Genomic DNA, 12,868 nt, shown 5'->3' on the forward strand with positions numbered 1-12,868 from the left:
GCGCGAGCGAGGGGCGTTTGGCTCGGTACCGCTCCGGGCGACCGAGGCCCGGCCTGACGACCAGATGGGATGATCCTGTGCGACTCGTGGTGATCGGCGCCGGGGGACTGCTCGGTACGGCCTTCCGCCGGGTGGCCGGCGAATTCGCGGACATCGACGTCTACTTCCCCAGCCGACATGAACTCGACGTGACCCAACCGCTGTCGGTGCAGAAGTACCTCGGCGCCACCGGGCCGGACGCCGTGGTGAACGCCGCGGCGCTGCTCCCGGCCGACCTGTGCGAGACGCATCCGCGCATCGCCTACGAGGTCCAGGCGCTCGGCGCCCGTTGGGTGAGCCGTGCCTGCGACCGGTTGGGCGCGCTCTCGGTGTACATCAGCACGGACTTCGTCTTCGACGGCATGAGCGCGGACGCCTACGCGCCCGGCGACCCCACCCGTCCCACGCTCACCTACGGCATCACCAAGCGGGCGGGTGAACTGGAGAACTGTCTGGGCGCGTCCCGTCACCTCGTGCTGCGCACGGCTGGCCTGTTCGGACCACCGCCGCCCGCGGTCGGCCTCCGCCCGTGCTTCGTGGACCGCATCCTGCGAAAGGCCGACGCCGGTGAGCCTCTGCAGGTGGTCGACTCGGTTGTCATGTCCCCCACCTACACCGTGGACCTGGCCCGCATGACCTTCGACCTGCTGCGGGACGGCACCGTGGGGGGCATCCATCACGCCGTCAACCGAGGAGCCGCCTCCTGGTACGACGTCGCGGCGACGGCGGTCCGGCTCGCGGGGCGGGACGTGACCGTGACACCACAGCGGGAACAGGCCCATGTGGCGGCGAGCCGCCCCGCCCGCACCCCGCTGACGGGGGTGCTCCCCGGCCGGGCCGCCGCGCACCAGCGCCCGTGGGAGGAGGCTCTCGCCGAGTACCTGCGGGAGTACTGGCCGGCCCGGATCCAGCCCCGCGCCGCGTAGGCTCCGCGCGTTCTCCGGAAGTGGCCGAGCTGTCGGTGACCCCGTGCACCAGTGGTGTTCAAGAGGCACGCGAGCGCCGAGGGCGAGACTCCGGTGGTTTCCCGAACCCGATCGGAAGGGGTCTGCTGTGGCCGACTACCGGAGCTTCGCGGAACTCATGAGGGAGCGGGCCCAGTCCCTCGGCGACCGTGAGGCTTTCCTCAACCTCCCGGTGGACGGCGACACACCGGATCCCGAGCGGGTGACCTACGGGGCACTCGACCGTGCCGCCCGCTCCCTGGCGGCCGCGCTGCAGGCCCTGCCGCACCGCCCGTCCCGGATCCTGGTGGCGCAGGGCCGCGCCAGGCATGTCGCCGAGAGCCTGCTCGCCTGCTGGTACGCCGGAGCGACGGCGATCCCGGTGTCGCCCGGGGGCGGCCGGCACCACGTGGAGCGGTTGCAGCGCATCCTCAAGGACGCTCGGGTCGGCGCCGTCCTGTCCGACCGGGCCGCCGGCTCGGAGCTGTCGCGACAGCTGGCTTGGACGGGCCAGGAGCACACCCCGTGCCTGGCGGTGGACAACGGGGTGGCGGGGAACCCCGACGACTGGCGGAGCCCCCGCGGCGACGGCGCCGAGGCCGCGCTGATCCAGTACACGTCGGGCAGTTCCGGGGAGCCGAAGGGCGTGATGGTCTCCCACCGGAGTCTGCTGGCCAACCAGGAGGCGATCAGCCGCGCATTCGGCACGCACGGCGGGAGCGTGATCGGCGGCTGGCTCCCGCTGCACCACGACATGGGACTGGTCGGACAGCTGCTGCACCCACTGTGGCTCGGCGCACGGGGCGTGATGATGGCGCCGTGGGTCTTCGCGAACGAACCGGTCGGCTGGCTGCGCATGATCGGTGACCATGGGGTTACCGCGACCGCGGCGCCGGGCTTCGCCTACGACCTGTGTGTGCGCAGAGTGCCGCCGGAGAGCGTGCCCGAGTTGGACCTGTCGCGTCTGGAGACCGCTGTGGTCGGCGCCGAACCGGTACGGGCACGGACTCTGCGCGCCTTCACCGAGCGGTTCGCGCCGGCGGGCCTGCGCCCCGGCACACTGCGCCCCGCCTACGGTCTTGCGGAAGCAACCCTGCTGGTCACCGCCGTTGGACCGGCACCTGCGACCGAACGCACGGTGGACTCCGAGGCACTGGAGGAAGGACGGCTGCGGCCGGCGGCTCCCGGTGGCCGCAGGCGCACCCTGGTCAGTTGCGGACGCCCGGTCGGCGCCGAGGTGCGGATCGTGCAGCCGGAGAGCCTAGCCGTGCTGCCGGACGGGGAGACGGGGGAGATCTGGGTCCGCGGGACGAGTGTGGCGGCCGGCTACTGGGGGCGGCCGCTGGACACCCGGGACGCGTTCGGGGCCCGTACCGACGGCGGTGAGAACGGCTTCCTGCGTACCGGGGACCTCGGGGTGCTGGACGAGGGCGAACTGTTCGTCACGGGACGGCTGAAGGACGTACTGATCGCGGAAGGGCGACACCTGCACCCGCACGACCTGGAGCAGGCGGTGCAGAACGCGAGCCCGCTGTGCGGTGCGGCCACCGTGTTCAGCGTGGACTCGGACCACGAACATATCGTCGTGATCCAGGAAGTGGCTCCGGGACACACGGCCGATCCGAACCTCGGACAGCTCGGCGAGACCCTCCGGGGACGGCTCGCCAGCGAGTTCTCGGTGTCCCCTCCCAGCATCGTGCTGGTGCGTCCGGGCACCATCCGCCGGACCACCAGCGGCAAGGTCCGGCGCTCCCGGATGCGCCAGCTGTTCCTCAGCGGGTCGCTCGACCCGCTGCACACGGAACTGGCAGCCGGGGTGCGGGAGCTGTTGCGGGTGTCCTGCCTCTGAGCTGCGGGACACCGTAATTTGAACTTGTGAATATCTCACTGTCCGGTGCGTCCCCTCGCTGCGAAACTGTGCGCGTTCGCTTGACTTCGCCAGCACGAGTCGCCGAGGGAGACGCCTATCGTGAATGTGGAAATCGGTTTGCTCGGGCCGATGTCGGCCACCGTCGACGGACGATCCATGGTGCCCAGCGCCAGCAAGCCCCGCCAGGTCCTGGCTCTGCTGTCCCTGCGCCCGCGGCACGTCGTGCAGACAGATGTCCTGATCGAGGAGCTCTGGGGTGCCGCCCCACCGCGAAGTGTGCTGACGACGCTCCAGACCTATGTGCTGCAGCTGCGACGCGGGCTGTCCCAGGTGCTGCCGCCCGACGGGCCCCGGGCCAAGGACGTGCTCGCGACCTCCAGAGGCGGATACTTCCTGACCGTTGATCAGCACAACACGGACGTCGGCCGGTTCGACGATCTCTTCACCCGAGGTCAGCGGGCATTCCGGGCAGGTGACTGCGCCGAGGCATCCCAGCTGCTCGGTGAGGCACTCGGCCTGTGGCGCGGTCCCGTCGTGGCCGACGCCCGGCACGGCCGGACCCTTGAGATCGAGTCCGCCCGTCTCGAAGCGGACCGCCTCAGCGCCCGCGAGCTGCGAATCTCCGCCGAGCTGCGGCTGGGCGGCCATCTCGCCCTGCTCGGTGAGCTGACCGCGCTGGCCGGAACCTATCCGCTGCACGAGCGGCTGCACGGGCAGCTCATGCTGGCACTGCACCGCGCGGGCCGCACCGCAGACGCCGTGGGCGCCTTTCACCGACTGCGCCGTACGCTTATCGAAGAGCTGGGCCTGGAGCCGACCCGGCACATCCAGCAGTTGCATCAGGCGATGCTCTTCCCCGACACTGCCGCCCTCGCCCACGGCGGGAGGCTGGAGGAGGCCGTGCTCATCGGCTGATGGCAGGGGCCGACGGCGGACCGACGGGCTCCAGCCGACGTCGAGTCCCCGTCGAGCCCGCACCGTGACCGTGTGACCACCTTGCCCGGCCGAACCGGCGGACCGGGCCGATCTACGGACACTCGGTCGGGGGCCCGTCATGATGTCCACTCTCCTCGCCCCACCCCTTCGCGTTCCGCCGGTCCGCCTGCTGTGCTTCCACCACGCAGGCGGCGGGGCTTCCGCCTTCGCCTCGTGGGCCGACGCCCTTGGGCCCCGCTGGGAGCCGTGCGCCATCCGGCTGCCCGGCCGGGAGAACCGGTTGCACGAACCCCGCATCACCCGGTCCGATGAGCTGCTCGACGAACTCGACCGTCTCGGTCCTTCACCGCACACCCCCTACCTGCTCTACGGCCACAGCCTGGGCGCCCTGGTCGCCTACGCGTTCGCCCAGCACCGGAGCCGGCTCGGGCACCCCCCGCTGGCCGTACTGGTCGGAGCCTGCCCGCCCCCGGACGTCGAACCGCTGCCGCTGACGGCCGACGCGGACGACCAGCGACTGCTGGCCGCACTCGGCCGGCTGGGCGGCATGCCGGCCGAGGTGCTCGGCCGCGCCGGAATTCTGCGCAACGCCCTGGACCTGATCCGCGACGACCTGCGGTTGGCCCAGAACCTTCGTGCGATGAGTCGCGAACCGCTCACCGTGCCGTTGTACGCGTTCGCGGGCGATCGGGACCCTGTCGCCGACCACACCGTCATGCGCGGCTGGTCCCACTGCACCACCGGCCCGTTCGGCTCCCACAACGTGCCCGGGGATCACTTCTTCCACTCCGACCCGGATTTCCCCGTACTGCTCAGGAGCCGTCTGGCGCGGCTGCCCACCGGCTCCTCGCACGCGTTCCAGGAACCATCCACGGACCACAGGGAGGCACCATGACTGACATCAGTGTGCTCGGGTCGCTGACGGTGACCCACAGCGGCCGTTCGATCGTGCCCACCGCCGCCAAACCCCGCAAAGTGCTCGCTCTGCTCGCGCTGCGCCCGGACCAGTCGGTGTCCGTCTCGGCCTTCCTGGAGGAACTCTGGGAACAGCGGCCGCCACGCAGCGCGCTGACGACCCTGCAGACGTACATACTGCGGCTGCGGAACCTCATCGACGCGGCGGAACAGGGCCGCCCGGCCCGGGGAGCGGCCTCGCGTCCGCAGTCCAGAGAGGTGCTGGCCACCTGGGGCAGCGGTTATCTCCTGAGCACGCACGGCGGTCGGATCGACATCAACGACTTCGAGGAGTTCGGGGCAGCCGGCCACCGGGCGATGGCGGCGGCCGACTACCGCACCGCGAGCAGCTGTTTCCGGCGAGCCCTTGCCCTGTGGCGGGACGAGGCATTGGTGGACGTCCAGGCGGGACCGCTGCTGAGCATGGCGATACGCCACCTGGAGGAGCAGCGGCTCAGCGTGCTGAGCCGACGGGTCGAGGCCGATCTGCGGCTCGGTAGGCACCATGAGCTGCTGAGCGATCTGGCCAGTCTGTGCGCCCAGTACCCGTTCCACGAGGGGTTCCAGGCCCAGTACATGCTGGCCCTGTGCCGGGCCGGCCGCCGCAGCGACGCCCTGCAGACCTTCCAGCGGCTGCGCAGCCGTATTCGCGAGGAACTCGCTATGGACCCGTCTCCGGCCTTGCACCGCCTGCAGCAGGCGATCCTCAACGGCGACGCCGGACTCGACCTGCCCGAACAGCCCCTGCCCGAGTCGGCCCTGCGGCTGGCGAGCTGACCGGCCCGGTCAGCCGGTACTCGAGCTCCCGTCGAGATCCGGTTGTCACCTTCGGGCTGCACGACGCCGTACCGGAGACCGGACGGCCCACGACCCGACAGAGAGAGAAGGTCCATGGCACTGACAGCAGTCGGGGCGACGACGACACGGCGGGTTGTCGTCACCGGCATCGGCGTGGTCGCTCCCGGTGGGGTGGGAACCAAGAACTTCTGGTCGCTGATCACCGAGGGGCGCACCGCGACTCGCACGGTGTCCCTGTTCGACGCCTCGGCCTTCCGTTCCCGGGTGGCGGCCGAGGTGGACTTCGACCCGGCCGCGCACGGACTGACCCCGCAGGAGGTCCGGCGTCTGGACCGGGCCGCGCAGTTCGCACTCCTCAGCGCCCGTGAGGCGGTCGCTGACAGCGGGCTCGCCGACGCCCTGAAGCCCACCCGCACCGGGGTCTCCATCGGCAGCGCCGTCGGCTGCACCATGAGCCTGGACGCGGAGTACGGGGTGGTCAGCAACGGCGGACGGGACTGGCTGGTCGACCCCGCCTACGCGGTGCCGCACCTGTACGAGTATCTGGTGCCCAGCTCCTTGGCGGCCGAAGTCGCGAAGGACTTCGGGGCCGGGGGCCCGGCCGCAGTGATTTCCACGGGCTGCACCTCGGGGCTCGACTCGATCGGCCACGCGGTCGAGCTGATCCGGGAGGGCGCGGCGGACGTGATGATCGCGGGTGCGGCGGAGGCTCCCATCTCCCCCATCACCCTGGCCTGTTTCGACGCGATCAAGGCCACCACTCCCCGTAACGACGACCCCGAGCACGCGTCACGACCGTTCGACCGCACCCGCAACGGCTTCGTCCTGGGCGAGGGTGCGGCAGTCATGGTCCTAGAGGACCTGCGACACGCGGTGCGCCGCGGCGCCACCGTGTACGCGGAGATCTCCGGCTACGCCTCCCGGTGCAACGCCTACCACATGACGGGGCTGCGCCCCGACGGCAGGGAGATGGCCGAGACCATCCGGGTGGCTCTGGACGAGGCGCGGCTGCCTGCGGACGCGGTGGACTACGTCAACGCACACGGCTCGGGCACCAAGCAGAACGACCGGCACGAGACGGCAGCCTTCAAGCTCGCGCTCGGCGACCACGCCCGTCGGACGCCGATCAGCTCGATCAAGTCGATGATCGGTCACTCGCTCGGTGCCATCGGCTCCCTGGAGGTCGCCGCCAGTGTGCTGGCCATCGCCACCGGCGTCATACCGCCCACCGCCAACCTGCACGAGGCGGACCCCGAGTGCGACTTGGACTACACACCGGTGACGGCACGGGAGGGGCGGTACGACACCGTGCTCAGTGTCGGCAGCGGCTTCGGCGGGTTCCAGAGCGCGATGGTGCTCACCCGGCCGGCGCTCCGCGAGAAGGGCGGAGCCCGATGACGGGCCCGGGCACTGCCGCCGAGCACCGCCCGGTCGGTGCCGGGCACCATGCGGGGACCGCCGTGGTCACCGGGATCGGCGTGGCCGCGCCGAACGGGTTCGGACGTGACACCTGGTGGGCGGCCACGCTGCGGGGCATCAGCGGTATCGCGCGCATCACCCGCTTCGACCCGTCCCGGTATCCCGTCCGGCTGGCAGGCGAGGTCCCTGGATTCGAGGCGCGGGAGCACATCCCGAGCCGACTTCTGCCTCAGACCGACCACATGACGAGACTGGCCCTGGCCGCCGCCGCGGAAGCGGCCGAGGAGTCCGGCCTGGTCACGGAGAGGCTGCCCGATTACGCGGTCGGTGTGGTGACGGCGGCCTCGGCGGGCGGGTTCGAGTTCGGGCAGCGGGAGTTGCAGGCCCTGTGGAGCAAGGGCGGCTCGCATGTCAGCGCGTACCAGTCCTTCGCGTGGTTCTACGCGGTGAACACAGGACAGATCTCGATCCGCCACGGCCTGCGGGGGCCCAGCGGTGTGGTCGTCTCTGATCAGGCTGGTGGCCTCGACGCCGTCGCGCAGGCCCGTCGGCATGTGCGCAAGGGTGTCCGGGCGGTCGTCACCGGCGGCGTGGACGGATCCCTCTGCCCCTGGGGGTGGGCCGCGCATCTGGCGGGCGGCCGGATGAGCACCGAGCCGGACCCACGGCTGGCGTACCGGCCGTTCCATCCCGAGGCCCGTGGTGAGGTCGTCGGTGAGGGCGGGGCCATCCTCGTCCTGGAGGACGCGGCCTCGGCCCGGGCCCGCAACGCCCCCGTCTACGGCGAAGTGGCGGGATGCGCGGCCACCTTCGATCCGGGCGGCGGTGCGTCCGGGCTGCTGCGAGCGGCCCGGACGGCCCTGCGGCAGGCGGAGCTGACGCCGCCGGAAGTGGACGTGGTGTTCGCCGACGCTGCAGGGACGCCCGACGCCGACCGTTCGGAGGCCGACGTCCTCACCGAGCTGTTCGGCGCGGGCGCGGTGGCGGTGACCGCTCCGAAGACGATGACGGGTCGGCTGCAGGCAGGCGGGGCCGCGCTGGACCTCGCCGCCGCCCTGATGTCCCTGCGGTACGGCGTGATCCCCCCGACCGTCCACGTGGGCGCCGGAGCCCACGACCCACGACTCGACCTCGTGTGCGACACCCCGCGTCACGTACGGGTCGGTGCCGCGCTCGTCCTCGCTCGCGGACACGGCGGGTTCAACGCCGCCACGGTCGTCCGCGCACCGCAGTGACCGGGAAGCCACCGGTCGGCGCCCTGCACACCTGGTCCATCTGTCCTTGTGTATCTGTCCCTGTGCGTCTGTCAGATGAAGAAAGGAAGCCCATGTCCCCGTTCTCCCGCTCCGATCTCACCCGCCTCCTGCGCGAGAGCGCCGGTGAGGAACAGCCGGGGCTCCTGGACGGCGACGTCCTCGATGTCGCCTTCTCCGACCTCGGTTACGATTCGGTCGCCGTGCTCCAGCTGATCGGCCTCATCGAACGTGAACGAGACATCCAGCTCGCAGACGAGACGGTCTCGGAGGCACAGACGCCCCGCGCCCTGCTGGAGCTCGTGAACAGCATGGCGGGACCGGCCGCCGCCTGACGCCCCGAGAACGTCGCCAGACACGCCGAAGGCCCACCATCCGCGAGGAGGGTGGGCCTTCGGCCTGGTCCGACCGGCCGCCGGCCCGGGGCCGGGTGCCGGATCGTCAGACGAGGTCGTCCCGGGTCACCGTGCGGTGGCAGACGAACCAGCCGCCCTGCGGCGCTTGTTCGAGTTCGTCCTCGCACAGGGTGCTCAGGCGCAGCGACGCCTGTCCGCCACGCGGGATCTCGAAGATCAGGGCGTAGCAGCGGACATGCAGCTTGCTGCCGTCCTGGCCGTCCACGGCCACCATGCCGAGCCAGTGACGGCGCCGGACACCGGCGGCGGCGAGCTGGTCGTGTGCCGCGCGTGCCGCCGCCGCGATGGCGGGCCGGCCCCTGGTGGGCTCGGGGTGCGCGTTGGCGGCGAACACACCCTCGGGAGCGAAGGTGTCTGCCCATTCGACCACCCGGCCGTCGTCGAGCAACTGCATCTGCCGTGCGTAGAAGTGCTGGATCTCGTGGTAGACGTCGGCGCCGACTCCGTACCGGGACTGTTCCGTCACTGTCATGGGTGATCCCTTCGCTCTCCTCCAGGCCGGCCGGACGGCACGGTCCGGCCGCCACGCTCGGCGATCCGGCTCGCGACGGGGTCCAGGAACGGTAGGGCCGGAACGGCGGCGATCCGATTCCCCCTCCAGGCGTCTGCGAGGCACTTCGGTGACCCTCGCCGACGGCGCCCGGCCCCGCCCGGGGCGACCAGGCGCCCTGGGACCGACCGAACGGAGACAGCGTGAGCGAGCAGCGGAAAGTGGCTCTGGTGACCGGTGGCACCAGTGGGATCGGACTGGCCGTGGCCCGGCAACTCGGCGATGCGGGCCATCGGGTGTTCCTGTGTGCGCGGACGGCCGACGACGTCGCGCGCACCGTCAAGGCCTTGACCGACGAGGGGCTGGAGGTGGACGGCAGCGCCGCCGACGTGCGCAGTCCGGACGAGGTGCGCGCCCTGGTGTCGTCGGCCGTCGCCCGCTTCGGGCCGGTGGACGTGCTGGTCAACAACGCCGGGCGCAGTGGCGGAGGTGTCACCGCCGAACTGAGCGACGAGCTCTGGTACGACGTGATCGACACGAACCTGCACAGTGTCTTCCTCATGACCCGAGAAACGCTCCGCCAAGGCGACCTGGCCCGGCGCGGCTGGGGACGGATCATCAACATAGCCTCCACCGGAGGCAAGCAGGGCGTGGTGCTCGGCGCCCCGTACTCGGCCTCCAAACATGCCGTCGTGGGCTTCACCAAGGCCCTCGGCCTGGAACTCGCGAAAACGGGCGTCACCGTGAACGCGGTCTGCCCCGGCTACGTCGAGACGCCCATGGCCCAACGGGTGCGCGAGGGTTACGCGGCCGCCTACTCCACCACCGCGGACGAGATCCTCGAACGGTTCCAGAACAAGATCCCGCTCGGCCGCTACTCCACCCCCGAAGAGGTGGCGGGCATGGTCGGCTACCTGGTCTCGGACAGCGCCGCCTCGATCACGGCCCAGGCCATCAATGTCTGCGGCGGCCTGGGCAACTACTGATCCGCTCCCTCACCCTCGCGTTCCGGCAACCGGCACGATCTTCCGGAGGACACAGATGGCACAGACCGACCAACGGCCCACGGACTCGACCGAGGCTGCCGTCCACCACACCTCGCACAGCATCGTCGTCCAAGCTCCGCCCGACACCGTCTACGCGATCGTCTCCGATGTCGCGCAATGGCCGCTGCGGTTCACGCCCAACATCCACGTCGAGCACCTGGAGCGGACCGCGGCCACGGAGCGGATCCAGATCTGGGCCACCGCCAACGGCGAGGTCCGCACCTGGATCTCGCGTCGTGAACTGGACCCGTCCGCCCGGCGGGTGGTTTTCCGTCAGGAGGTCTCCGCACCACCCGTCGCGGCCATGCGAGGCGAGTGGATCATCACGCCGGCGGGCGACGGCGCGTCACACCTGGAGCTGACCCACGACTTCCGGGCCGTGGACGACGACCCGGCCGGCGTCGAGTGGATCACCCGGGCCACCGACCGCAACAGCGGCGCCGAACTGGACGCGGTCCGGGCGCTGGCCGAGCGGTATTCCGAACTCAGCGAGCTGGAATTGACGTTCGAGGACTCGGTGCTGGTCGACGGCGCGTCCGACGACGTCTTCGAGTTCCTCTACCAGGCGCGGGAGTGGCCGACCCGGCTGCCCCATGTCGACCGGCTGGAGCTGACGGAGGACGTGCCCGGCATCCAGGTCATGACCATGGACACACGTACCGCGGACGGCTCGGTGCACACCACGCGTTCCGTCAGAGTGGCCCTGGGCCGCGAGCGGATTCTGTACAAGCAGACGGAGGTCCCGGCACTCATGACGGCGCACACCGGGGAGTGGTCCCTGGCTCCGTCGGGTGACGCGGTCCTGGTGACCTCGCGGCACAGTGTGACGATCCGGCCCGACACCGTGCCCGCGGCGCTCGGCGAGAACGCGACGGTCGCGGACGCGCGGGCGTTCGTACAGAAAGCGCTGAGCGCCAACAGCACGGCCACCCTGAGTCATGCGAAGGCCTACGCCGAGGCCCGTCGTGGCTGAGCCGACACCTCACCGGCCGGACGCCCCCTCCGGTTTCGTCCCCCTGGACGAAACCGGTCTGCCACGCACCCTGGACGGGCTGCTGTCGGGAGCTGCCGCAGCCCGCCCGGGGCACCGTGCCGTCGTCACCGACGAGCGGGTCATGACGTTCGCCGAGCTGGACTCCTCGGCGAGCGCGCTCGCCGAGGCCTTGGGGGCGCGGCTCACGGGGCGGGGCCAGGTGGTGGCGGTCGCGGCCGTCCTCGATCCGGACTTCGCCGTCGCCTACTTCGCGGTGGCGCGCGGCGGACATGTGGTCGCGGTGGTCAACCCGCTGCTGCGCGAGGACGATCTGGTCCATGTGCTGCGCCTGTCCGGGGCGCGTGCGGCCTTCGTCGACAGCGGCCTGTACCCGCGCATGGCAGCCGTACGGGACCGTCTTCCCGAGCTGGAGCACGTCTTCCTGCTGGGGCCGGCCGGGCAGGCGGCCGAAGCGGCGGGACCGGGTCCGGAGCACCTGTCGGAGCTGATCGCCGCGGCGCCGGTGGCCCCGGCGGCCCGTTCGGCGGTGCCAGCCCCCGACGACGTGGCGTGCCTGCACTTCACGAGCGGGACGACGGGGCGCCCGAAGGGTGTGCGGCTGACCCACCGCAACCTTGTGGTGAACGCCCGCCAGATCGCTTCGGCGCACACGCTGGACGACACCTCCGTGACGGTCAACCACCTGCCCACGTATCACCCCATGCACCTGAACTCGGCCATCCACTCGCTGGCGACACAGGTACTGTGCACGGCGGCCGATCCCACGGCCGCCGTGCTCGCCGCCAACCGGTACCGGGCCACGCACCTGTACAGCCTGCCCTTCCGGCTGGCCCTGCTGACCCGCGACGAACGGCTGCCCGGGCTGCGGCTCGACACGGTCGCGCACATCGCCTCGGGCGGTTCCGCTCTGGCGCCCGACTTCGCGACCCGGCTGTCGGAGCACTTCGGTGTCAGCGTCTTCCAGGGATACGGGCTCGCCGAGACCTCCCCGCTCACCCACTCCGACGATCCGTACGGCCCGGTACCGGGCTCGGTGGGCCGCCCGGTGGCGGGCACCGAGTGCCGGGTGGTGGACGTGGCGAGCCGCCGGGTGCTGCGAGCCGGTGAGGTGGGTGAGGTCCAGGTGCGGGGTCCGCAGGTGATGCGCGGCTATCTCGGCGCCCCTGACGGCAGCGGGAAGGCACCTGACGGCTGGTTCTCCACAGGGGACGTGGGCCGGATCGAGACGGACGGACGCCTCTTCCTGGTCGACCGGCTGAAGGACGTGTTCAAGTACCACAACTGGCTGGTCTCCCCGTCGGAGACGGAGCGCGTCCTGCGGCGACATCCGCTGGTCGCCGACTGCGCCGTCTTCGACCATCCCGAAGGCGACGCGGGCGCGGTGGCCCATGCGCTGCTGGTGCTCCGTCCCGGTGTGGGCACGGAGGGGGCCGCCGGCCCCGAGGCAGTGGCGGAAGTGTGCCGACTGGCCAATTCCCGGCTGCCGTACTTCCAGCAGGTGCGCTACGCCGAGTCCGTGCCGTCGATCCCCCGCTCTTCGAACGGCAAGGTGCGTCGCCGGGAACTGCGCGACCGGTACCTCGACACACCGGGCGGCACTGTCGAGATTCCCGGGGCGGGGACCGTCCCCACCTAGTGCCGCGGCCCTGGCGGCCGCGGCTCCTGCCACGTCGTGACTGAGGGCTTCCCCCCGGCCGGGGGGAAGCCCT

Annotated in this window: 12 protein-coding genes; 11 read left to right on the forward strand and 1 reads right to left on the reverse strand. The window is 71.3% G+C overall.

Annotation, left to right across the window (positions count from 1 at the left end):
* Positions 1-77 precede the first annotated feature (77 nt).
* The 8 genes from AB0G52_RS39855 (at position 78) to AB0G52_RS39890 (ending at position 8,548) form a co-directional block, all read left to right on the forward strand.
* Positions 78-965, forward strand: coding sequence for an NAD(P)-dependent oxidoreductase (locus AB0G52_RS39855; protein WP_165939516.1), 888 nt, complete (start codon positions 78-80; stop codon positions 963-965).
* 127 nt (positions 966-1,092) lie between these two features.
* Positions 1,093-2,832, forward strand: a complete 1,740-nt coding sequence (locus tag AB0G52_RS39860) for a fatty acyl-AMP ligase (RefSeq protein WP_361344008.1) — start codon at positions 1,093-1,095, stop codon at positions 2,830-2,832.
* Between the two features lie 150 nt (positions 2,833-2,982).
* A complete protein-coding gene (locus AB0G52_RS39865; RefSeq protein WP_132892335.1) occupies positions 2,983-3,768 on the forward strand; it encodes an AfsR/SARP family transcriptional regulator in 786 nt (261 codons plus the stop codon).
* A 139-nt stretch (positions 3,769-3,907) separates the two neighbouring features.
* Positions 3,908-4,684, forward strand: a complete 777-nt coding sequence (locus tag AB0G52_RS39870; protein WP_361344012.1) for a thioesterase domain-containing protein — start codon at positions 3,908-3,910, stop codon at positions 4,682-4,684.
* Positions 4,681-5,520: an AfsR/SARP family transcriptional regulator gene (locus AB0G52_RS39875; RefSeq protein WP_361344014.1), complete on the forward strand. Its 840-nt coding sequence runs from the start codon at positions 4,681-4,683 to the stop codon at positions 5,518-5,520. The genes AB0G52_RS39870 and AB0G52_RS39875 overlap by 4 nt, the downstream gene beginning before the upstream one ends.
* Before the next feature lie 114 nt (positions 5,521-5,634).
* Positions 5,635-6,939 carry a beta-ketoacyl-[acyl-carrier-protein] synthase family protein gene (locus tag AB0G52_RS39880; RefSeq protein ID WP_361344017.1) on the forward strand — a complete coding sequence of 435 codons (1,305 nt, stop codon included), beginning with the start codon at positions 5,635-5,637 and terminating at the stop codon, positions 6,937-6,939.
* Positions 6,936-8,195, forward strand: a complete 1,260-nt coding sequence (locus tag AB0G52_RS39885) for a ketosynthase chain-length factor (RefSeq protein ID WP_132892327.1) — start codon at positions 6,936-6,938, stop codon at positions 8,193-8,195. The genes AB0G52_RS39880 and AB0G52_RS39885 overlap by 4 nt, the downstream gene beginning before the upstream one ends.
* Before the next feature lie 92 nt (positions 8,196-8,287).
* A complete protein-coding gene (locus AB0G52_RS39890; protein WP_132892325.1) occupies positions 8,288-8,548 on the forward strand; it encodes an acyl carrier protein in 261 nt (86 codons plus the stop codon).
* Positions 8,549-8,654: 106 nt separating this feature from the next.
* Here AB0G52_RS39890 and AB0G52_RS39895 read toward each other — a convergent pair whose 3' ends face one another.
* Positions 8,655-9,101 (reverse strand): nuclear transport factor 2 family protein, encoded by a 447-nt coding sequence (locus tag AB0G52_RS39895; RefSeq protein WP_132892324.1) that lies wholly within the window; start codon positions 9,099-9,101, stop codon positions 8,655-8,657.
* 221 nt (positions 9,102-9,322) lie between these two features.
* Between AB0G52_RS39895 and fabG the strand changes: the two genes are divergently transcribed.
* The 3 genes from fabG to AB0G52_RS39910 are packed head-to-tail and all read left to right on the forward strand — an operon-like array spanning position 9,323 to position 12,795.
* A complete protein-coding gene (fabG, locus tag AB0G52_RS39900) occupies positions 9,323-10,105 on the forward strand; it encodes a 3-oxoacyl-ACP reductase FabG (RefSeq protein WP_132892322.1) in 783 nt (260 codons plus the stop codon).
* Between the two features lie 55 nt (positions 10,106-10,160).
* Positions 10,161-11,138 carry an aromatase/cyclase gene (locus AB0G52_RS39905; protein WP_132892320.1) on the forward strand — a complete coding sequence of 326 codons (978 nt, stop codon included), beginning with the start codon at positions 10,161-10,163 and terminating at the stop codon, positions 11,136-11,138.
* Positions 11,131-12,795 carry a class I adenylate-forming enzyme family protein gene (locus tag AB0G52_RS39910; RefSeq protein WP_361344022.1) on the forward strand — a complete coding sequence of 555 codons (1,665 nt, stop codon included), beginning with the start codon at positions 11,131-11,133 and terminating at the stop codon, positions 12,793-12,795. The genes AB0G52_RS39905 and AB0G52_RS39910 overlap by 8 nt, the downstream gene beginning before the upstream one ends.
* The last annotated feature ends 73 nt before the right edge of the window (positions 12,796-12,868 follow it).

Source organism: Streptomyces sp. NPDC021562 (assembly GCF_040640875.1).
In the GTDB taxonomy this organism is placed as follows: domain Bacteria; phylum Actinomycetota; class Actinomycetes; order Streptomycetales; family Streptomycetaceae; genus Streptomyces.